At 63.2% G+C, this 21,945-nt stretch carries 19 protein-coding genes; 3 read left to right on the top strand and 16 right to left on the bottom strand.

Going from position 1 to position 21,945, the window contains the following annotated elements:
- Positions 1-11: 11 nt before the first annotated feature.
- The 5 genes from tolB to ybgC all read right to left on the bottom strand — a co-directional run bounded on the left by tolB (position 12) and on the right by ybgC (position 4,050).
- The gene (tolB, locus tag PATSB16_RS14045) at positions 12-1,304 is read right to left on the bottom strand and encodes a Tol-Pal system beta propeller repeat protein TolB (RefSeq protein WP_047214747.1); all 1,293 of its coding nucleotides are present in this window, start codon (positions 1,302-1,304) and stop codon (positions 12-14) included.
- 103 nt (positions 1,305-1,407) lie between these two features.
- Positions 1,408-2,439 carry a cell envelope integrity protein TolA gene (gene tolA, locus PATSB16_RS14040; RefSeq protein ID WP_335645853.1) on the bottom strand — a complete coding sequence of 344 codons (1,032 nt, stop codon included), beginning with the start codon at positions 2,437-2,439 and terminating at the stop codon, positions 1,408-1,410.
- A 5-nt stretch (positions 2,440-2,444) separates the two neighbouring features.
- On the bottom strand, positions 2,445-2,885 hold the full coding sequence (gene tolR / locus PATSB16_RS14035; protein ID WP_047214745.1) for a protein TolR: 441 nt from the start codon (positions 2,883-2,885) through the stop codon (positions 2,445-2,447).
- An 8-nt stretch (positions 2,886-2,893) separates the two neighbouring features.
- Complete coding sequence (tolQ, locus tag PATSB16_RS14030) at positions 2,894-3,568, bottom strand: protein TolQ (RefSeq protein WP_047214744.1); 675 nt, start codon at positions 3,566-3,568, stop codon at positions 2,894-2,896.
- Between the two features lie 53 nt (positions 3,569-3,621).
- Positions 3,622-4,050 (bottom strand): tol-pal system-associated acyl-CoA thioesterase, encoded by a 429-nt coding sequence (ybgC, locus tag PATSB16_RS14025; RefSeq protein ID WP_047214743.1) that lies wholly within the window; start codon positions 4,048-4,050, stop codon positions 3,622-3,624.
- A 132-nt stretch (positions 4,051-4,182) separates the two neighbouring features.
- Between ybgC and PATSB16_RS14020 the strand changes: the two genes are divergently transcribed.
- Positions 4,183-5,088 (top strand): NAD(P)-dependent oxidoreductase, encoded by a 906-nt coding sequence (locus PATSB16_RS14020; RefSeq protein ID WP_047214741.1) that lies wholly within the window; start codon positions 4,183-4,185, stop codon positions 5,086-5,088.
- Between the two features lie 54 nt (positions 5,089-5,142).
- On the opposite strand, the gene PATSB16_RS14015 is transcribed toward PATSB16_RS14020, so the two are convergent.
- The 6 genes from PATSB16_RS14015 to PATSB16_RS13990 form a co-directional block, all read right to left on the bottom strand.
- Entirely contained in the window at positions 5,143-6,435 is a 1,293-nt protein-coding gene (locus tag PATSB16_RS14015) for an MFS transporter (RefSeq protein ID WP_047214739.1), read from the bottom strand.
- A gap of 125 nt (positions 6,436-6,560) precedes the next feature.
- Complete coding sequence (locus PATSB16_RS14010; RefSeq protein WP_047214737.1) at positions 6,561-8,090, bottom strand: acyl--CoA ligase; 1,530 nt, start codon at positions 8,088-8,090, stop codon at positions 6,561-6,563.
- Positions 8,087-9,532, bottom strand: a complete 1,446-nt coding sequence (sauS, locus tag PATSB16_RS14005; protein WP_047214736.1) for an acylating sulfoacetaldehyde dehydrogenase — start codon at positions 9,530-9,532, stop codon at positions 8,087-8,089. The genes PATSB16_RS14010 and sauS overlap by 4 nt, the downstream gene beginning before the upstream one ends.
- Positions 9,533-9,842: 310 nt before the next feature.
- Entirely contained in the window at positions 9,843-11,360 is a 1,518-nt protein-coding gene (locus tag PATSB16_RS14000; protein WP_047214735.1) for a tripartite tricarboxylate transporter permease, read from the bottom strand.
- Between the two features lie 2 nt (positions 11,361-11,362).
- The gene (locus tag PATSB16_RS13995; RefSeq protein WP_047214734.1) at positions 11,363-11,941 is read right to left on the bottom strand and encodes a tripartite tricarboxylate transporter TctB family protein; all 579 of its coding nucleotides are present in this window, start codon (positions 11,939-11,941) and stop codon (positions 11,363-11,365) included.
- Positions 11,938-12,960: a Bug family tripartite tricarboxylate transporter substrate binding protein gene (locus PATSB16_RS13990; protein WP_083566781.1), complete on the bottom strand. Its 1,023-nt coding sequence runs from the start codon at positions 12,958-12,960 to the stop codon at positions 11,938-11,940. The genes PATSB16_RS13995 and PATSB16_RS13990 overlap by 4 nt, the downstream gene beginning before the upstream one ends.
- Positions 12,961-13,419: 459 nt before the next feature.
- On the opposite strand from PATSB16_RS13990, the gene PATSB16_RS13985 reads away from it, so the two are divergent.
- On the top strand, positions 13,420-14,181 hold the full coding sequence (locus PATSB16_RS13985; RefSeq protein ID WP_047214733.1) for an IclR family transcriptional regulator: 762 nt from the start codon (positions 13,420-13,422) through the stop codon (positions 14,179-14,181).
- Positions 14,182-14,269: 88 nt separating this feature from the next.
- Here the strand turns inward: PATSB16_RS13985 and PATSB16_RS13980 are convergent, their stop codons facing one another.
- A complete protein-coding gene (locus tag PATSB16_RS13980; RefSeq protein WP_047214732.1) occupies positions 14,270-15,565 on the bottom strand; it encodes an MFS transporter in 1,296 nt (431 codons plus the stop codon).
- Positions 15,566-15,680: 115 nt separating this feature from the next.
- Positions 15,681-17,312, bottom strand: coding sequence for a GMC family oxidoreductase (locus PATSB16_RS13975; protein WP_047214731.1), 1,632 nt, complete (start codon positions 17,310-17,312; stop codon positions 15,681-15,683).
- 135 nt (positions 17,313-17,447) lie between these two features.
- Between PATSB16_RS13975 and PATSB16_RS13970 the strand changes: the two genes are divergently transcribed.
- Positions 17,448-18,266, top strand: coding sequence for an IclR family transcriptional regulator (locus tag PATSB16_RS13970; RefSeq protein WP_047214730.1), 819 nt, complete (start codon positions 17,448-17,450; stop codon positions 18,264-18,266).
- Between the two features lie 40 nt (positions 18,267-18,306).
- Here the strand turns inward: PATSB16_RS13970 and PATSB16_RS13965 are convergent, their stop codons facing one another.
- The 3 genes from PATSB16_RS13965 to PATSB16_RS13955 form a co-directional block, all read right to left on the bottom strand.
- Positions 18,307-19,749, bottom strand: a complete 1,443-nt coding sequence (locus PATSB16_RS13965) for an NAD(P)/FAD-dependent oxidoreductase (RefSeq protein WP_047214729.1) — start codon at positions 19,747-19,749, stop codon at positions 18,307-18,309.
- Positions 19,750-19,773: 24 nt separating this feature from the next.
- Entirely contained in the window at positions 19,774-20,175 is a 402-nt protein-coding gene (locus tag PATSB16_RS13960; protein WP_047214728.1) for a nuclear transport factor 2 family protein, read from the bottom strand.
- A 194-nt stretch (positions 20,176-20,369) separates the two neighbouring features.
- Positions 20,370-21,785: an amino acid permease gene (locus PATSB16_RS13955; protein ID WP_047214727.1), complete on the bottom strand. Its 1,416-nt coding sequence runs from the start codon at positions 21,783-21,785 to the stop codon at positions 20,370-20,372.
- Positions 21,786-21,945: the final 160 nt, after the last annotated feature.

Genomic DNA, 21,945 nt, shown 5'->3' with positions numbered 1-21,945 from the left:
TCCGGTTAGTTTTATTGCATGAATGGACCCCAGGAAGGTTCGCGAACGCCTCCTCCCCGCACTGATAATATTTGCCGTGTTCGCCCGTCCACCGAGACCACCGCCAATACCTTACGGCCATTGACTTGCGTCGCATAAAGAATGTACTTGCCGTTCGCGGCAAAACTCGGTGACTCGTCGTGGGTGGTGTCCGTCATGGCGGTGACATCCCCGGTGGTCAAATCCTGCGTGTACAGCTTGAAGCTGCCCCCGACCCGTGAAATATAAGCAAGCAGCTTGCCGTCTGGGCTGATACGCGGACTGACGTTGTAATTCCCTTGGAAGGTGACGCGTTGCGCGGCACCTGCGGCTTCACCAGCGGCCGGCATGCGGTAGATTTGCGGCCCGCCGCTGCGATCGCTGGTGAAGTAAATCCATTTGCCGTCAGGCGAATACTGCGGCTCGGTGTCGATGCCGCTGCCGCGCGACAAGCGCCGCAGTCCGCCGCCGTTGGCGTTGATGCTGTAGATCTGCGTGTTGCCGGTGAGCGACAGCGCCAGGGCGAGCGTCTTGCCGTCGGGAGACCACGCCGGCGCGCTGTTGTTGCCTTTGTAATTGGCGATCATCACGCGCCGGCCGGTCGGCAGGTCATGAACGTAGACGATCGGCTTCTGACGCTCGAACGAGACGTATGCGACTTTCGTGCCGTCGGGCGACCAGGACGGTGAGATGATCGGCTCGCGGCTGGTCAATGCGACGTGCTCGTCCTGTCCGTCCGAATCGGAAATCACGAGCTGATAGCGGTTGCCGCGATGAACGATGTACGACAGCCGGGTCGCGAACACACCGCGGACGCCGAGCAGTTTCTGATAGATGTAGTCGGAAATCTTGTGCGCGGTCAGGCGCAGATCGCTGGCGGGGCTGGTGATCGACAGACCCCCGAGGCTCGCCTGCTTGACCGTGTCGTACAGGCGAAAGCGCACGTCGTATTGGCCATTGGCCAGCCGGGTGACACTGCCGCCGACAAAGGCATCGGCGCCACGCGCTTTCCAACTGCCCAGATCGACTTGATCGGTTTCCGACACCGGAGTGTCGCCAGCGTTGATCTGGCTGAACCGCCCGCTGCCGGTCAGGTCCGAGCGCACGATGCTGCTGACGTCCTGCGGCGCGCTGGCGCCGTTGGCGAAGTTGGCGATGGCAATGGGGTAAAGGTTGGAACCGACGCCGGTGATGTCAACGTTCAGTTGTGCGTTGGCGGCACTGCAGGCCACGGCCAGAAACGTGGCGATCAAGGTGTGCCATGCAGACTTGCTGGAAATTCGCATGCTGTCGGTGGGCCTTTTATCAGAAAAGCAACAGGCTATCACCACATTCGTGGTGATGACTAGTTGCGAGGTTGTTCGTTCTCGAGCTCGTCATGTCGGTCGGCTAATCGTTTTGCCGGAACGTGATGGTGAAACTCGAGGGGGCTTTGCCGTTCGTGTCGCGCGGCAACGGATCGGAGCGGGTAACCGCGCGCTCGACTGCCTGATCCCATGACGGCACGCCGCTCGACTTGACGATGCGCTGCGAGAGCAGGGTGCCGTCGGGTGCGAGGTGGACCTGGATCACGGTCGTCGGATTACCCGGATTGCGCTCCGTATACACAATGTTCGGTTTGACGCGCCGGCGCACGCGATCGGCGTAACCCGGCGAAGCCGTGCCGCCGGCGCCGGCGCCATTGCCGGCCGAGGCGCTGCCCAAGCCGTTACCGGTCGCCCCGGCGGCACCGCGAAGCGCTGCCAGGCGAGATTGGCGGGCCTGTTCTTCGGCCTTCCTGGCGGCAGCTTCCTGCGCGGCCTTTTTCTTCGCGGCGGCTTCCTGTTCAGCCTTCTTCTTGGCGGCGGCCTCCTGCTCGGCCTTCTTCTTGGCGGCGGCCTCCTGCTCGGCTTTCTGTTTCGCGATCTTGTCCTGCTCGGCCTTTTGCTCGGCCTGCTTCTGCGCTTGCTGCTGCTGTTTCAAGGCTTCGGCGGCTTTCTGCTGCGCCGCCAATTTTTGCTGGCGCGCTTTTTCCTTGGCGGCCTCAGCCTGCTGTTGCTCCTGCTGACGGCGCAATATTTCCTGCTGGAGCTTGGCCTGCGCCTGCTGCTGCTCCTGTTGCAGCAACTTCGCCTGGGCAGCGGCCTCTTCCTCGCGGCGGCGTTTTTCCTTCTGCAGCGCTATGTCAGCGTTTTCCGGCATGGGAACGGGCGCGGCGACCGGCGGCGTCGGCGGTTGCGGCGGCGCCTGCGGTTGAGGCGGCGTCGGCGGATTCAATTCGGCGGGGGTCCACAATTCCGCCTGCGAGCCGGCCGGCGAACTGTTCTGCCAGCGCATGCCGTAAATCAGCAGCGCGAGCAGCAGCAGGTGCATCAAGAGCGCCAGTAAAAAAGACCGACCCGTACCGCGTTCTGGTTCGGGGGGTGTCGGACGCGCGAACATCTGTGTCATTTTTGCTTCACAAGCAGGCCAACACGCTTGATGCCTTGGGCCTTCAGATCGGACATCACGTTCATCACCATTTCGTAACGCACCGTCTTGTCGGCGGCGATCACCACCGGCTGATCCGGGTTGACCTCCTGGCGATTCTGCAGGAACGTGAGCATATCCTGTTCGGTCATTTTCTGCTCGTGCGTTTCCTGGGCGTCCTTGTAGCGAACCAGCAACTGGTTGTTCGCATCGATATTGACGATGACCGGCGGCGTTTGCTGTTGCGGACTGGCGTTCGCGACGGTCGGAAGATTGACGATCGAGGGCGCCACCATCGGCGCGGTGACCATGAAAATAACCAGCAGCACCAGCATGACGTCGATATATGGCACGACGTTGATGTCGGCCATTGCGCGACGACCGCGCGAGCGGCTACTGCTGCGAATGGAGCCTGCCATGTCGGTTCCTAGTGAATCTGCCGTTGCAGAATGTTTGAAAACTCTTCGATAAAGCTTTCGAAGCGAATCGCCAGACGGTCAATATCGTGGGCGAAGCGGTTATAGGCAACCACGGCGGGAATGGCCGCAAACAGGCCGATGGCCGTTGCTACCAGGGCTTCCGCGATGCCCGGCGCCACGTTGGCGAGGGTGGCCTGCTGCACGTTGGACAGGCCGCGGAACGCATTCATGATACCCCAGACCGTGCCGAACAAGCCGATGTAGGGGCTGACCGAGCCGACCGACGCGAGAAACGCGAGGTTGGATTCGAGCGAGTCCATTTCACGCTGATAAGCCGCCCGCATCGCGCGCCGCGCCCCATCGAGAATCGCACTCGGATCGGAAATGCGTTTTTCGACCGCCTTCAGGTATTCGCGCATGCCGGATTCGAAAATGCGCTCGAGTGCACCAGTATGGTGCCGATTGTTGACGGCGCTTTGATACAGCGACTGCAGATCGCCGCCGGACCAGAAATCGCGTTCGAAGCGTTCGGTTTGGATGCGCGCGCGACGGATGCCGAACAGCTTGCGGAAGATGAAAGTCCAGGACATCAGCGACAGGACCAGCAGCAGAGCCATGACGGCCTGCGCCAGCAAACTGGCGTTGACGACGAGTGAAATCATTGAAAGGTCTTGTGCGGGCATTGTGTAAGCGACGAAAAATTTGTTTCTTAGTGTGAAAAATGGGCGGTAAGTTCTTATTCTGTCGCTGTGGCCGTGCGCATGGCTATCAAGGCATCCTGGGGAATCGCACCTGGCTTGAGGTCGCTTGACGCGACGCAACCGACTTTGATGGTGCCGCGTGCCAGCAACTGTTCGCCGCGCCAGGCTTCCTGCAGGAAATCCACTGATGCGCGGCCGAGCCGCTCGATGCGGCTGCGGATCGAGAGCTGGTCGTCCAGGCGCGCCGGGCTGAGGTAGTCGACAGCGGTATGGCGCACCACGAACAGCATGCCGGTGCGTTTGGCCAGCAAGGACTGGTCGACGCCGAGCGAGCGCAGCCACTCGGTGCGCGCCCGCTCGAAAAATTTGAGGTAATTGGCATAAAAGACGACGCCGCCCGCATCTGTGTCTTCGTAGTAAACGCGGATTGACCAGTGAAAATGGAATTCTGCCATGCCGCGCATTTTAGCGGATGCACGGCTCTACGCTAGGGTCCTCGCGTGGTTTTTTTGTGACTGGATGTGACACGTGGGCGAATCGGGCTGGCCCCCTATAATTGACATATTTTTATGAATTAACCACTTCGAGGAGATCCTGTGAGTACCGAGAATTCGCAAGCCAAACCGCGCCGCGTTGCTTTTTTGGGGCTCGGCGTGATGGGATACCCGATGGCTGGACACCTCGCCCGGGCCGGCCACCAAGTCACGGTTTATAACCGGACAAAGGCCAAAGCCGACCAGTGGGCCGCGGAATTTGGTGGAAAAAGCGCGGATACGCCACGCAACGCCGCGCAAGACGCCGACATCGTGATTTCCTGCGTTGGCAATGACAACGACCTGCGCAGCGTCGTGCTGGGCGAGTCCGGTGCGTTCGCCGGCATGGCCAAGGGCACGACTTATGTCGACCACACCACGGCGTCGGCCAACGTGGCGCGCGAGCTGAACGCGGCGGCCGGCGAAGCCGGCCTGCATTTCGTCGACGCACCCGTCTCGGGCGGCGAGGCGGGCGCTCAAAAGGGCATTCTCACCATCATGTGCGGCGGCGACGAGGCGGTGTTCGCCGACGTCGCGCCGGTGCTGGCGGCCTACGGCCGGGCGGTGACGCGCATCGGCGGGCCCGGCGCCGGGCAACTCGCCAAAATGGTCAACCAGATTGCCATCGCCGGCATGGTTCAAGCGCTATCCGAAGCCGTTCACTTTGGCCAGCATGCGGGGCTGGACATGGCGCTGGTGCTCGACGTCATCGGCAAAGGGGCCGCGGCCAGCTGGCAAATGGACAACCGGGGCCGCACCATGGTCGAAGACCGCTTCGATTTCGGGTTCGCGGTCGACTGGATGCGCAAGGACCTCGGGCTTTGCCTCGAAGAAGCGCAGCGCACCGGCGTATCGCTGCCGGTCACGGCCCTGGTCGATCAGTTCTATGCCGATGTGCAGGCGATGGGGGGCAATCGCTGGGACACCTCGAGTCTGATTCGCCGTCTGCGCCGTTTGACCGATAAGTAAGCGCAAACTGGGCGGCGCGCCCCGGCATTTCTTGCCCGGGCGCGCGCATGCCTGCTAGGACAGGGCGGGCTTCAAGTTTTCGAGCGTGGCGTCGTCCGCCTCCACGGTCCGATTCGGATCGATGAACAGGGCCGCGACCGCGCCGACGCCGAGCAGCCCGGCCGAAATCAGGAACGGAATTGTGTAGCTGCCGGTCACCTGGATCAGGAAGCCGAACGCCACCGGCGAAATCATGCCGGCGATGCCGAAACCGGTATTCATCATGCCCCCGGCCGTGCCGGCGAACTTGCCCGCGATGTCGATCGGCAGGCTCCACAGCACCGCATTGGTCAACTCCAGGCAGAAGAACGACAGCGACAGCAGGATCACCGCGCCGATCGGACTGGCCGTATAGATCATCGGCAGAATGAAAATCAGCGCACCGACGAGGCCGGTAAACAGAATCGTGCCGCGCGCGCGCCGCAGGTTGCCGGTGATTTTATAGAGCTTGTCCGACAGCACGCCGCCGAGCGTGTCGCCCACTACGCCGGCCAGCAGAGGCAGCGCCGTGAAAAGTGCCAGATGTTTCAGATCGAAGCCGCGCGAATCCTTCAGATACGACGGCAGCCAGGTCAAAAACACCCACAACGACCAGCCGTAGCAAAAGTCCACGAAGGTCACCAGCCACATGCGATTGATCAGTTTGCGCCACGGCGTGGGTGTGCGCCGGGACCGCTGGCCGTCACCCTTGGCGTAGCCGATCTCCTTGAGTTCCTCCGGCGTGACGCGACGGTGTTCCTCGGGGGTGTTGGTGAAGACCAGCGCGTACAGCACGGTCCAGCACAGACTGAGCGCGCCCAGCACGATGAACGCCTCGCGCCAGCCTTTCCAGATCACGATGGCCACGACCACCGGCGGAGTAATGGCGCCACCCAGCCGTGCGAAGCTATGGGTGATGCCCTGTGCGAACCCCCGCTCGGCTGTCGGCATCCAGTGCGTAAATGCGCGGGTGGCCGACGGGAAGGCGCCGCCCTCGCCAATGCCCAGGGTAAAGCGCAAGACCACCAGCGCCATGACGCTGCCGGCGAATCCGGTGGCCAATGTCGATACGCCCCAGATCAGCGATAGGACCAACAAAACCTTCTTCGGCCCGAATTTATCCGACATCCAGCCGCCCAGGATTTGCATGACGGCATACGGATAGGCAAAGGCGGAAAAAATCAGGCCAAGCTCGGTGTTGCTCAGCCCCATCTCATGCCGGATCATCGGTCCGGCCACGGCGATATTGACACGATCGATGTACGCGATGAAATACATCAGGCACATGACGCCGAGGATGATGTGGCGGGTTTTGATGCGGTACTTCATACGACCTCCTTTGGGCGCCGCGGCGCATACTGGCGAGCAGGCCGCTGCGCGGCCCGCCGCTGTCTCTGTCGTAGTTCTGTCTGTCTCTGGCGAGGCAATCGGGTTGCCTGCTTGTTTTTTAGGGATTACTTGATGTCCAGCAATTTCAGGCGCTGCACCTTCCCCGATGGGCCGCGCGGCAACTCGGCGATGACGTGGAAGTCGCGCGGCGTCTTGTAGCGGCCCAGCTCACGCAGGCAGTGCTCGCGCAGGTCGGCCTCGTCGTAGGAAAGATTCTCGCGCACCACCACGTACGCAGCAATTTCCTGGCCGTAGTTGGCGTCGGGTACGCCGACCGCCGCCGCCTCCAGCACGACCGGATGCTTGAGCAGCGCCTCGTCGATCTCGCGCGGGGCGATGTTCTCGCCGCCCTTGATGATCAGTTCCTTGGCGCGGCCATTGATGTAGAAGTAGCCATCCGCGTCGTGGTAGCCAAGGTCGCCCGTGCGCAGCCAGCCATCGGCCGTGAAGGCCTTGCGGGTCTCCTCCGGCGCCTTGTAGTAGCCGCGCATCACGTTGCCGCCGCGCAGCACGATCTCGCCCGTCTCGTTCGGCCCGAGCGTGTTGCCTTGCGGATCGATCACCCGCGCCTCGGTGCCCGACGGCTTGCCGATGCTGCCCACCTTGCGCTGGGACGGATCGAACGGATTGCTGAAGGCCGGCGCCGCGGTCTCGGTCATGCCCATGGTCTCGATGACGCCGATGCCGAAGCGCTGCTCGAAGGCGCGATGATGCTCGGGCGGCAGTGCGGCCGAGGCCGAGCGGCAAAAGCGCAACCGGCTCAGATCGGCGCTGCCCAGGTCGGTCGGGTCATTGAGCAGGTAGGCGATGATGGTCGGCACCACATTGATCCAGGTGCAGCCGAAGCGGCTGGCGTCGTGCCAGAAGGTGCCTGCGGAAAAGCGCGCGGGCATGGCCACCGAACCGCCGTGCACGAGCGGCGCGACCGCCGTGACCACCAGGCCGTTGATGTGATACAGGGGCAGCGAGGCCAGCACCCTGTCGCTCTCGCCGAGCTGATGCTCGCGACTGATGTGATGGCCGGTTATGACCAGATTGTGATGCGTGAGCAGCACCCCCTTGGGCACGCCGGTGGTGCCGGACGTGTACATCAGCAGCGCATCCTGATCGGGCTGCGGGGCCGGCTCGCTCACGCCGCTCACCTCGCGCCCGTCGGCGGAAAACTCCGGTGGCAACGCCGTCGCGTCGGCGCGCGTCACGATCAACTCGATCGGCCGCTCGACTTGCTCCAGCACTTTGCGCAGCGTCTGGGCGCCTTCTTCCGACGTGAACACCAGGCGAGTGTCCGAATGATCGAGGATATGGCGCAGCTGCGCCGGCTGGCACAACAGATTGATCGGATTGGCGATCAGGCCATTGGCCATGATGCCGAGCAGAATGCGCGTGGTTTGCTCGCCGTTGGGCAGGAACACCGAGACCGTGTCGCCCGCCTTGAGCCCCTTGGCGGCCAGTTGCCGGCCGAATGCGCGGCAAGCGTCGCGCAAGCCGCCATAGGTCAGCGCGCGGCCGCTCTCGGTCGAGACCAGGTACGGTTTGTCCGGATGTGCGTCGGCGCGCTGCTCGATCAATTCGTGCAAAGTCCGAGGTGCATTCATTTGCCGTATTTCCTGAAGTAGGCGCCGAGCAGATCCTCTTGCGCAGGAACCCGTTCCGGGATCGGACGGGCGATACGGGTAATGTTCAAATAGTGGCGATAGTTGAGGTTCTCCGAAAAGTTATTGCCGCCCCACGTGCCGCACCCCATCGACAGCGAGAAGGGCAGGCCGTTATCGAAGTTGCCGCCGGTCGCCAGGCAATGCGCCTGATTGACGATCACGCGAGCCACCGGCAGGCGCAGCCCCAGCGCGAGCGCCTGCGCGCTGTCGGCCGAGTGCAGGCCCACCGAATGACCCGCGCCCATGTAGGCGTAGATGTGCTCGACGATCTCGCACGCATGGGAGAAGTCGCGCGCGCGATACACCGTCAGCACCGGCGAGAGCTTTTCCCCGGAGAACGGGTAGTCGCTGCCGAAGCCGGTTTCCTCGACCATCAGAAACGCCGGTTGGCCAGCGTGACTCTGGGATGCGCGCGACAGGCCTGCCAGCTGAGCGACCGTCGCGGCATTCTTGCCCGTGATATGACCGGAGAGCTTGCCGTCAGGCCACATGGCGGCTTGCAGGCGGGCTTTCTCATCGGCGTCCAGTAATACGCCGCCGCAGGCATCGAGCGCGGCGAGCATTGCGTCATATACGGCGTCGAGAATCACCACGCTGTTCTCGGACGAGCAGCTCGTCGCGTTATCGAAAGTCTTCGAACGCTTGATCTTGTCGGCCGCGTCGGCCAGATTCGCCGAGGCGTCGACGATCGAGGCGACGTTGCCCGCGCCGACGCCAAAGGCCGGCGTGCCGCTGGTGTAAGCCATGCGCACGTTGGCCTGCGACCCCGTGGCCACCACCAGATCGGCTTGCTGCATCAGTTCCCACGTGGCCGCTTTGCTGACCGGCGACGGCAGGCACTGCACCAGATCGGGCGAGACGCCGACCTTGCGCAATTCCTGCTGAATAAAATCGAGCAGCATCGCGCCGGCGCTCCAACCCTTGGGCGAAGGGGCCACGATCACCGCGTTGCCGCCCTTGAGCGCATTGATGATTTTGTTGGCAGGCGTGGCCGCCGGGTTCGTCGAAGGCGTGATGGCCGCGACCACGCCGACTGCCCGCGCGATTTCGACAATGCCCTTGGCGGGATCCTCGGCAATCACACCGACGGTTTTCACGCCGTGCAGATCACGCAGCAGCCCGAGCGTTTTGCGATAGTTTTTGCGAATCTTGTCGTCGACATTGCCCAGTCCGGTGTCGCGCACCGCGCACTCGGCCAGTTGCCGATTGCGCTCGGGCTCCATGATGGCCCAGGCTACCGCGGCGACGGCATCGTCGATGACGGTCTGGCCCGCTTGCGAGAAAGCGGCTTGCGCGGCGCGTGCGCGAGCCACGAGTTGCGCGACCGTGGCGTGGGTTTGCGGATCGCTTTGGATGGCGCGCGATGGCGCGTTAACACTCATGTGACTGCTCCCATCAGGATTGAAACGAATCGGCTGATATCAATGGCAAAACATGCTCTGGTATCAATCTAGAGGAACCTCGGGACCGGAACGTCCCAATTTGCGCATTTTGTGGCGCACATCTGGTCATGGCATCGAATAATTCATTTATCGGGATTTTTATTGTCCCGATAAATGAATTTTCAAATGAATAAATGCGCATCAAGGACCTCGATCGGGCGGTATCGAATGGAAAATGGGGGCGTTTGCGGCGAGCCACGCGAACGGCGCATCGCGGGTATTGCCGCGATGCGCCGAACACGGGTGGCGCTCAGGCAGGTTTGCTGCGTCCGAGCAGCGAGCGTACCACCGGTTTGGCCAGCGGATAGAGAATCGACAAAAACGAAGCTGTCATCAGCGTGCCGCTCAGCGGCTGGAGAAAAAATACCGTCCAGTCGTTATGGCTGATGATCATGCTGCGCATGAAATTGTTTTCGCCGATCGGGCCCAGAATCGCGCCCAGCACCAACGGTGAAATCGGGAAGCGGAACTTCTCGAACAGGTAGCCCAGCACGCCGAAGGCAACGATCATCCACACGTCCGACATGCTGTTGCGGCTCGCGTATGCGCCGATCAGACAGAACAGCACCACCACCGCGTTGAGCACCGACTGCGGGATGGTCAGCACCTTGACCACCAGGCGGATCCAGAAGAACCCGATGATGCACATGCCGATGATGCTGACGAACATCGAGGCGAAAATCGTGTACACGACCTGGTGCGAGGTTGGGTCCGTCAACAGCATCGGGCCGGGCTGCACGCCATGCAGCAAAAAGGCCGCCAGAATCACCGCGGTCGCCGCGCTGCCGGGAATGCCGAGCGTGAGCATCGGGATCATATGACCGGCGACCGACGCGGTGGAGCCGATTTGAGGTGCCACGATGCCTTCGGGCATGCCCGTGCCCAGCTGCGCTCGGCGCCGGCCGTACTGCTTTTCGGTGCCGTAGCAGATGAAGGAAGTGATCGTCGCGCCTGCGCCCGGCACGATGCCCAACAGCGTGCCGATCGCGCTGCTGCGCAGCAGCGTGCCCTTGATCTGCCAGATTTCCCGCAGCGAGGGAAAATGCGTCTGTACCTTGCCGGTCGAGGCGTGCGTGTTATCCAGCGTCAAACCCTGGCCCAGCCGTTTGAACACCTCGCCCAGGCCGTACATGCCCACCAGCACCGCCACCAGTTGCACACCGTCACCAAGCACCGGCACTCCAAAGGTAAAGCGATTGACGCCATACGTGCTGTCGACGCCGATGCATGCCACCAGCAGGCCCAGGCACAGGCTGATCACCGCATTGACGAGCGATTTGCCGGCCAGCGAGACGACCGTGGTCAGGCCGAAGAAAATCGCTGCGAAATAGTCCTCCGAGTTGAATTTCAGGGCGATCGCCGTGAGCGGCTCGGCCAGCAGCACCATCACCACCGACGACGCCAGCCCGCCCGCCAGGGCCGCCACCAGCGCCCAGCCCAGCGGCTTGGCGGGCCCGGACTTGCGCGCCATCACGTAGCCGTCCCACAGCAGCGGCACGTCGCTCGGTTCGCCCGGAATGCGGTACAGGATGGTTGTGAACGCGCCGCCGTAGGTGCCGGAAAAATAAATCGCGGTCAGCAGGATGACTGCCGGCTCGATCTGCATCTTGTAGGTAAACGGCAGGGCAAGCACCACGCCCATGACAAAGCCCAGGCCAGGCATGATGGAGACCGCCATGCCCACCAGCAGTCCCACCACCAGCATCAGAAAATCGAAGGACTGAAAGACATGGAAAAAGCCCATGCCAAGATCGTGAAGGAGTTCCATGGTCAGTGCACTCCCAGGAGCGACATCAGCAGGAGAGAGACCTTGGAGAAGGGCTCATCGCCCAGCGGCAGCGAGACGTACACGACCTTCATGAAAAGAAACATGAAGAACAGCGAAAATCCCACGCCTAACCCCAGCAAGATGCCAAGCCGCCGTTGGTGCCCGACCCACATCAGTGCAATGCTGTAGAGCACCGTGGCGATTGCAAAGCCCAGGATCGGCAGCGCGAACGCGTAGAACGCGGTGGCGGCCACACCGGCCCAGACCATGCCGGGGTATAGCTCCGGCGGATTGAGCAGGGCAACCTCGTCGTCGTCGCTGCGCGGTTTTGCCCCGGCCGGCGCCCGCAGCGTCTTGAGCGCGCCGATGCAGGCGGTCACGAGCATGACCACCAGGATGATCTTCGGCCAGGCGTCCGGCCCGATCTGACCGTACGTCCTCACGAACTCGAAGCTGTCCGCGTTGTGGTAGAGGAACACCGAGAACGCCACGATCAGCAAATACGGCAACGTCCTGGTCAATTTCGACGGCACGGCGCTCTTGCGCTGGCCGGCCAGCGCCTGGTCGGGAACACGCATCATTGCTTGCTCCGTGCGATCACCTCTTGCGCCTGCTTGAGCCAGTTGGCCATGAACGCATGCGCGTCGGCCAGCGGTACGTAGCTGTTCGGATCGGCGTATTGCTGCTTCAGATAATCCTTGAATGCCGGGCTTTTGGCGACCTCGGCCAGCGCGTTGGCGAGAATCTTGACGCGCTCGGGCGGGGTGCCGGCGCGCACCACGATGGCGCGAAATTGCGGCAGGGTCACGTCATAGCCGAGTTGCGTCGACACAGGCACCTTGGCGAAAGCGGGGATATCGACCGGATGCGGATAGAAAAAAATCAGCGGGCGGATTTTCCCCGAATCGAAATAGCTGCGCACATCGCCGGTCTGCTCATACAGAATGTCGCTATTGCCGCCGAGAATCGAGCTGTAGCGCAGCCCCGGTTTGCCATACGGCACCGATTGCAGTTTCAGGCCTTTGCTGGCCAGATAGCGGGTGGTAATGTCATCCGCGCTGCCCAGCCCCGTGACGGCCACCGTCATATTCTTCGTTTTGGCCGCCTTGACCAGATCGTCCCAGGTCTTGTAAGGACTGTCGGCACTGACCCAATATCCGGACGGCTGCTGAATCATGATCGCCAGCGGGATCACCTGGTCCAGCTTGAACGGCGGGTTCTTGCGAGCGAGCAGCGCATAGGTGTCGCCGATCAGTACCGCCACGCTATAGCCGTCGGCGGGCGATGTCAGCAGCTTGGTCATGCCGACCATGCCGTCGGCACCCGGCACATTGATCACCGGCAGCGACACCTTGAGCGACTTCTGCATGATGTTCGACGAGGTCCGGGCCAGCAGGTCGGCCCCGCCGCCGGCACCCCATGGCACGATGAAATTGATCGGGTGATCGGGATACGCCGCATTTGCCTGGCCGGCACCACCGAACAGCATCGCCAGACCGAGCAGCGCTCCACATACGCGGGCTAGCGAGCGCAGCCCTGCATGGAAAGTGAAACGCTTGGTCTCCAGACCGGGGACTTGCCCGGAAGTCGTCGAACGCATGGTTGTCTCCTTGAGTTTATGTACTGCATGTAATGCGTCGTTTGGGATGGATGTGAAACGCGACTGCAGGCCGTTTGGATCATGGGTCGGCAATGCGCCCTCCTTTGAGCGCGGTGCCGTTGCGGCCTGGCTCAGCGGTGCCGGACCTCCTTTTGCAATGGGGAGCTGGTGGTGCCCGGCGCAGATGCCGGGCAAGACAGGCGCGTGCTCGTACCTGCCGTCGGCGGGGCGTGCTTCTCAATGCGTGACGGCGTTGTTGCACTCATGCAATGGGCCCTGTCGTGGTTGGAACGCGTTGAATGCCGCGGGCAGATGATGCGACGCCCTGGTATCAATTTAGACGAGTGTCGAGACCGATCTGTCCCAATTTGCATGTTTTTGTATTTTTCGATGCAAAATGGATAACAAAATGCAGTTATCGGGACGAATTAAGTCCCAATAAACACTAAATTTGATGCCATGAGCTCAAACCAGTCCAATGCCGCCGCCCTGCGCGCTTTCCGCATCCTCGAGATTCTCGCCGAGGCCGACAAACCGCTTGCGCTGACCGATATCGTCAGCCACATCGAATTGCCCAAGCAAACCGTGCACCGCATTCTCAAGCAATTGGAAAGTGCCTGGCTGGTCACTCGTGGCACCGGCGGACGCTATTACGAGTGCTCGGCGCGGGTGCGGCAAATGGCGATCAGCGTGCTGATGAACTCGGGGCCCGCCGCCGCGCGCCACGCCATCCTCAAGCATCTGGTCGACCGCATCGGCGAGACCTGCAATCTGACCATCCTGAGCGGCGACGATATCGTCTACCTCGATCGGGTCGAAACCCAGTGGCCATTGCGCATGCATTTGCAACCGGGCTCGCATGTGCCGCTGCATTGCACCTCAAGCGGCAAACTGTTGCTCAGCCTGCTGCCGAAGATGCGGCGCGAACGCCTGATTGCGTCGCTGCCGCTGCGCGCGCAAGCGGAGAACACTATCACCGACCTCGATGCGTTACGCGAGGAACTCGCGCTCACGCGCAAGCGCCGGATCGGCATCAATGATCAGGAGCATTTGCAGGGCCTGATTGCGATTGCCGTACCGGTCATGCTCGACCGCAACCGCGCCTGCGCGGCGATCGCCGTGCAGGCCCCGCTCGGGCGCGCCAGCATCGACAGCCTGCTGAGCTTCGTGCCGGAACTGCGCCAGGCGGCGCTCGATATCGCGAAAACCTTCCACGACTGAGGCGCCGCACCAGCACCAGAAAATACAAAACCGCGGCGGCCGCTGGGCGTCATACCCGGCGGCCGCCGCGGTTGCGGTCCGGCGCCGCTTACGTCCCGTAGGCGTAGGCCTGTGCTCGCTTGCCAATGGCTGCGGCCGACAGAGCCGAGACCAACGCCGCGAACAGCACATAGGCGCAGATCAGCCAAGGCTGGCCGCCGCCGACCTTGATCAACGCGGTGGCGATGATCGGCGTCAGGCCGCTGGCGAAAATGCCCGAGAACTGGTAGACGAACGAAATGCCGGTATAGCGCACGCGGGCGTCGAACAGCTCGGCAAACAGCGCCGCTTCGGGGCCATACACCGCCGCATAGAAGATCCCGAACGGCACCACGACCGACAGCCAGATGACCGGCAGATTGGTCGAGTGCGTCAAAATCAGCCAGAAGGCGGGAAACGACGACAGCCCAGTGATCAGAGAGCCCCAGAAGTACACGCGGGCGCGGCCGATCTTGTCCGACAGGCGACCGAAAATCGGAATGAACGGGCACATCACCAGCGCCGAGGCCATCACGCTCATGAGCGCATCGGTGCGGTCGATATGGATCTGCTGCGTCAGGTAGCTGATGATGAATACGCCGAACACATTGAAGAACACCCCGTCGATATAGCGCGCGCCCATGCCGAGCATGACGTTCTTGGGAAAATGCTTGAGCATCTCCAGGAACGGCACCTTGGCCTGCGCATGGCGGTTTTTGAGCGAGGCGAACTCAGGCGTTTCCATCACGCGCAGGCGGATCCACATGCCGACGAACACCAGCAGCGCCGAGAGCAGGAACGCCGCACGCCAGCCCCATGCCAGGAATTGCTCATTGGTCAGCGTCTTCGAGAGCAGGGCGACCACGCCGGCAGCCAGGCACAGGCCGATCGACAGGCCGATCTGCGGCAGACTGGCATAAAAGCCGCGCTTGTTGGGCGGCGCATATTCATAGGTCATCAGCACCGCGCCGCCCCATTCGCCGCCCAGGCCGATCCCCTGGAACACGCGCAGCAGCAACAGCAAGACGGGCGCCCACAGGCCGATCTGGCTATAGGTCGGCACCAGGCCGACGAGCACCGTCGACACCCCCATGATGAGCAGCGTCAGCACCAGCATGCTCTTGCGCCCGATCCGGTCGCCGAAATGGCCGAAAATCACGCCGCCCAGCGGCCGCGCGACAAAGCCGACCGCGAAGGTCGTATAGGCGAGCATGGTCGAGACCACCTGGTCGTGACCGGGGAAATACAGCTTGTTCAGGACGATGCCGGCGATCACGCCATACAGAAAAAAGTCGTACCACTCGATGGTCGCGCCGATGACGCTGGCGAGCGCGACACGGCGTATTGCGATGCTATCGTTTGCCATAATGTCTCCGTTGATGGTTGCCGCCCGAGGGCGGTTGATGGGCGCCGTAGATGTCTCCTCCCGGCGCTTTTTTCTGATGAGATACAGCGGGTCGTGCGTACTGCAAAAAGCGGGCTCAGGCGGCGAGTGGCTCGCGCGTGGCAACGGCGTCGGCCAGAATCATGTCCGAGGCTTTCTCGGCGACCATCACCACCGGCACGTTGGTGTTGCCCGACACCAGGGTGGGCATGATCGAGCAATCCACCACCCTCAGACCGGCCACGCCACGCACGCGCAGCCGTTCGTCGACCACCGCCATGGGGTCCTGCGCGGGGCCCATCTTCGCGGTGCCCGACGGGTGGAAAATCGTCGCGCCGTACTCCCGGCAAAAATGCAGAATCTCGTCGTCGCTTTGCACTTCGTGGCCGGGGCGGTGCTCGCGTTTCATCAGCGCGCGCATCGGGTCGGCCTGCGCGACGCGGCGCGCGAATTTCACGCCGGCCACGGCTGTGCGCCGATCCAGGTCGGCCGACAGGTAGTTCGGCTGCATCGACGGCGGCGTGAGCGGATCGGTCGACTGGATGCGCACGGTGCCGCGCGATTCGGGGCGCAACTGACACACCGAATAGGTGCAGCCGGAGAATGGATGCACCGAGCCGCCGGCCTGGTCGGCCGACAGGGTGCCGAAGTGAAACTGGATGTCGGGGGTGGCGGCTTCGTCCGGCAGCGCGCGGCAAAACAATCCGCCCTGGTTGATACCCACCGCCAGCGGCCCGCTGCGCGAGACCAGCCACTGCATGCCGATGCGCGCCTGGCCCCATAGCGAGTTGAGCTGATCGTTGGTGGTGATCGGCTTGCTCACCTCGTAGATCAGGCGAATCTGCAGGTGGTCCTGGAGGTTCTCGCCCACGCCCGGCGCGTCCTTGACCACCGGAATGCCGAACTTCTGCAGCAACGCGCCGGGTCCGACGCCCGACAATTGCAGCAACTGCGGCGACTGCAGCGCGCCGGCCGAGAGAATCACCTCCTGGCGCGCGCTCACCTCATGCTGCTGGCCGTGCTTGACGTATTGCACGCCGGTCGCGCGTGTGCCCTTGAACAGTACCTTGGTTGCCTGCGCGTCGGTCTCGACATGCAGGTTGGGGCGGTGGCGTGCCGGCTTCAGATAGGCCACGGCAGTCGAGCAGCGCTTGCCGTTGTGGGTCGTCAACTGGTAGTAGCCGACGCCTTCCTGATGGCCGGTGTTGAAGTCGTCCACGCGCGGCACGCCAAGCTTATTGGCCGCGCCGATGAAAGCCTCCACCAGTTCGTTGCGGGTCGGGATGCTGGTTGCCCACAACGGACCGTCGGTGCCGCGCGTGGCGCCGGGGCCGAGGTCGTTGTGTTCGAGCCGCTTGAAGTAAGGCAGGCAATCCTGCCAGCTCCAGCCCGCGTTACCCTGCGCGGCCCAGCGGTCGTAATCGGCGCTCTGGCCGCGAATGTAGATCAAGCCGTTGATCGAGCTGCTGCCGCCCAGCGTGCGCCCGCGCGGCCAATACAGGCGGCGTCCGAGCATGTTCGGATCGGGGTCGGTATAAAACCCCCAGTTGTAGACCTTGTGAAACATCGTCTTGCCGTAACCGATCGGGATGTGAATCCATACATACCGGTCGGGCGGGCCGGCCTCGAGCAGGCAGACCGAGTATTTACCGTTTTCGCTCAGGCGGTTTGCCAGGACACAGCCGGCTGAACCCGCGCCCACCACGACATAGTCGTAATCGCGCTTCATGGTGTCTCGCTCCTGTTTTAATAATGGAATGATTTGTTTCGACTTTATGAATCAATTGATTTCTCATCAAGCAAATTGGGCTAAGATCGAAAAAAGTGGATCAAAACATTTATTTTTGTTTCAAAAGAGACAAGCATGGAGACAAGTGAGGAAGCCGCCGCCCGCGGCGTCTCGCGCGGTACCGAGGGTGGTGCGGAGGAGGCGCGTGCGCTGCGGCCGGTAGCGGTACTGGCGCACTTGGCAGGGGCGGGCCATCCGCTCACGCTGTCGCAACTATCGGTTCGCCTGCACATTCCGAAGGCGACGCTGCTGCGTTTGACGGAGTCGCTCGAAGCCGGCGGCTTCATCGTGCACGCGCCTAACGAGCGCGGCTATATGCCGGGGCCGGCGTTGGCGCACTTGGCGCTGGCCACGCTCGGCAACAACAGCTTCACGCGCTCGTGTCGCGCGGTGCTGCGCACTCTGGTGGCGGCGCTTGGAGAGACCTGCAATATCACGGCGCTCGACGGCGACCGCGTGCTCTACGTCGAACGGGTCGAAACCGCCGAGCCGCTGCGCCAGCAGCTACTGCCGGGCGCGCATGTGCCGCTGCACTGCACCGCCAGCGGCAAGCTGTTTCTTGCGCAGATGTCCGCGCTCGAGCGCAAGCAGTTGCTGGCGCGCTTGCCGCTGCAACGCATGACGCCGCGCACCCTGACCGACGCGGGATTGCTGGCGGCCGAACTCGACCGCATGGCGGTGCGCAATATCGGGGTGGACAATGAAGAATTCGTGCGAGGCATGGTTGCCGTGGCATTGCCGATTCGCGCGGCCGACGGTCATACCATCGCCGCGCTGGCGTGCCACGCGCCGACTGCGCGGCTGAGCCTGAGCGACCTGATGCAGGCGGTCCCCAAAATGGAGGAGACGGCGCGACGGCTCGCGCCATTGCTGCAGCAGCCGGCGCAGCCATAGCGCGCGCCAGGCCGGGCAGAGCCGGCCGGTCGCGGGGTCCTCAGGCGCGTTCGTCGCGGAAGTGGTACCAGTGAAACAGCATGCGCTGGCCGAGCCGGCGAAACGGCGCGAACATGTGGCCCGGCAGCGGCGAGGTGAAGATCGGCAAATCCAGCTTGCGCCCGTGACCTGCGATCCATTGCGCCATACGCCGGCCGGCCTGGGCCGAATACATCACGCCATTGCCACCGTAGCCGAGTGCGTAATACACGGTTTCATTCGGGTCGGGCTGCACGATGCGCGGCATCATGTCGTGACTGACGTCGACCCAGCCCCACCACGAATAATCGATCTGGATACCCTTGAGTGCCGGGAATTTGCGATGCAGGCCGTCGATCAATAATTGCTGATGGCGCTGGTTGGGCGCATCGCGTCCGGTGATCGCGCTGCGGCTGCCGATCTGCACACGGTTGTCGGGCAGCTTGCGGTAGTAGTGGCGCAGCGTGCGGGTGTCGGTAATGACCTCGTTGGTGCGGAAATTGCAGACGGCGATCTCCGCATCGGTCAACGGCCGCGTCACCATCGAATTCGACAGGATCGGCATGATCCGGTTGCGCAACTGCCGATGCAGCCCCTGTGACGTATAGCCGCCGGTGGCCACGCCGACCGCACGGGCCCGTACCACCCCGCCGGGGGTCGTCAGATAGTGGATGCCGTTGCGCGTCTCCCAGTGCGTCACCGGGCTGGACGGATGCACCGTCGCGCCGCCCTCGCGCGCCATGCGCAAATAGCCGTAGGCCAGCTTGAGCGGGTGCACACCGATGCCGTCCGGCTCGTGCATGGCGCCATGGCACTCGGCGTCGCCGACGTACTGGCGCTTGACCTCGTCGGCGCTGAGAATGCGCGATTTGTAGTTGAATACCTCGTTGAGCACCTTCGACTGCGCGCGCAGCTTCTCCATTGCCCACGGCCGGTGGGCGATGTACAGGTGGCCGCCCGGCTGCGGGTCGCAGGCGATGTTGCCGCTTTCGATCAGATGCTTGAAATAATCGAACCCGTCGCGGATCTCGGCGTGCATCCTGAGCGCCGTCTCGCGTCCCCATCGCTCGATCCACTGGCTGCGGGTCAGGCGCCCGGAGGCGTTTTGCGCCTGTCCGCCATTGCGGCTGGTGCAGCCCCAACTGACCCGATTGGCTTCCAGCACGGTTGCCTTGATGCCATATTCGCGCGCCAGTTCCAGCGCCGTTACCAGACCCGTGAAACCGGCGCCGATGATCGCCACGTCGACGTCGATGTCGTGCGTGATCGGGCCGTCGTCGTCGGGCGCCGGCCCGGCCGTGGCCGCCCAGTAGGTCGGCGCGTATTCGCGCCCGCGCCCCGGGTCGGGCGCGACCAGCGGGTCGTACTGCGGATCGTACTTGTTCGACGGCTGGGTCGGGCTGCCGTGCCGGCTGTCGTCGCCGTTGCCGCCGGCAGCGCTCGCCTGTTTCAGGATCGTTTCCATGACTGTCTCCTAGCGGCGACCGGATTAGCGAGCGGCCCCGGAAACGGGCGGACGGTCCTTGCGGAACGCGTTCTTGACGGCGATCTTGCCGTTGCGAAACGTAAAGATGTCGACGCCGCGCGCCTCGATGCGCGTGCCGTCGGCACGGGTGCCGGTGAAGGTCCATTCCGACACGCCACGATCGCCGCACACGAAATGCACGCCGTCGAGCCACTGCGCATCGGGAAAAGCTTGCCAGGCCAGCGCAAAGCCCTCGCGTACCGCCGCGCGTCCGGCAAACGTCTTGCCGCACAATTCGGGGCCGCCGGCGGCCTGGAAGACGCAGTCGTCGGCCATGAACTCCATCAGGCCGTCCAGGTCGTGGCGGTTCCACGCATCGCTGAAGGCTTGCAGGAATTCGACGCTGACTTGGTTTTGTTGATCCATGATTTTTGACTCCTCGGAATACAGGTTCGATGCCGGGGTTCGAACGACCCCATGGATGTCATTGAACCAGTTGCGCGGCCAATGCGTTAGGGCCAGTTGGGAGCCTTCGTGGGAGCCAGAATGGTGCAAAAAAAAGCCGGCGCACAGGCGGCGCCGGCTGGGTGCTCGCAACCGGCGCGCGCCGGTCGCCCGTATTACGTTTCGTACTGTCCCTGGGGCAGGCGGGGCCCGCGCCAGATCGAGCGCAGCGCGAACGCCGCCAGCAGGATCGCCAAGCTTACCACGCCGAGCGCCAGCGGCGTGCGCTGCGACGGAATGAAGGCCATCGCGGTGACGATGCCGAGCATGCCGGCGATGGCGACGTAGGTCAGCCACGGAAAGCACCACATCCGTACTTTCAGGCGCTCGGGCGCCTGACGTTCGAGCCGGGCGCGCAGCCGCAGCTGCGACAGGGCGATCAGTACATAGACGAAAATCGCCACCGTGCCATACGAATTCACCAGGAAGGCAAACACCTTGTCCGGCGAGACATATGACATGACGACTGCGGCATAGCCGAACAGGGTGCCGGCCAGAATCGCCCGCACCGGCACGCCGCGACCGTTCAGCCGGGCCAGCGCGGCTGGCGCATCGCCGCGCCGGGTCAATGCGAACAGCATGCGCGAGGACGCGTAAAGACCCGAATTGAGCGCCGAGAGCACGGCGGTCAGCACCACGGCATTCATGATGTTGGCCGCGGCCGGAATATGGATCGCCTCCAGCGCGCTCACATAGGGCGTAGCCATGCCGGCCGAGTTCCATGGCACCAGGGCAACCACCAGCAGAATCGAGCCGACGTAGAAAAACAGCACGCGACCGATGACCGAATTGGTGGCCCGTGCGACCGCCTGGTGCGGCTCGGCGGCCTCGGCCGCGGCAATCGTGACAATCTCGGCACCGAAATAGAAACCGGTCGCGGCTACCGCGCCGCTGAGCACCGGCCCGATGCCGTTGGGCATGAAGCCGCCATGCGCGGTGATATTGCTCAGCCCGCCGGTGGCGTGCGGCCACAGGCCCAGCACATAAAGGCCGCCCAGGAACAGAAACACCACGATGGCCGCGACCTTGATCGAGGCGAACCAGAACTCGAACTCCCCGTAAGAGGCGACCGACACCAGGTTGGTCAGCGTTAGCAGGACCAGCAGCACCAGGCTGATGGTCCAGGCCGGCACGCCTGGCAGCCAGAACTGGACCAGCGAGGCCCCCGCCACGGCCTCGACCGCGACCACGATGACCCAGAAATACCAGTACATCCAGCCGGTCAGAAAGCCCGCCAGCTCGCCCGCCGCCGGACGGTCGTCGAACGCCAGCCGGGCATATTCATAGAACGAGCCGACGGCCGGCAGCGCGCAGGCCATCTCGCCGAGCATGCGCATGACCAGCACCACCAGCGCGCCGGTAATCAGAAACGAAATGATCGCGGCCGGGCCGGCCGAGTGGATAACGACGCCGCTGCCGACGAACAGGCCGGCGCCGATCACGCCACCCAGCGCGATCATGGACATATGGCGTTGTTTCAGACTGTGCTGCAAGCGGCTCGATGATGGATTCGAGCGTGGATCTTGATACATGCCGGCCTCCTCTTGGCGGACAAGCGTGACGAAAACACCGGCGGCATGCGCGGGGCGGGCTCGCGCTGCGCGCGAACGGATGCACCCGGCCTGTGCCGTTGGCAACGGTGTGGTTTGCGATAGGGATGCGGCCGCGGCCGCGCGGCTCGCGGGCGGGTTA

This window comes from Pandoraea thiooxydans (assembly GCF_001931675.1).
In the GTDB taxonomy this organism is placed as follows: domain Bacteria; phylum Pseudomonadota; class Gammaproteobacteria; order Burkholderiales; family Burkholderiaceae; genus Pandoraea; species Pandoraea thiooxydans.
The sequence above is the reverse complement of the archived record's forward strand: the minus strand, read 5'-3'. Positions and strand labels throughout refer to the sequence as shown.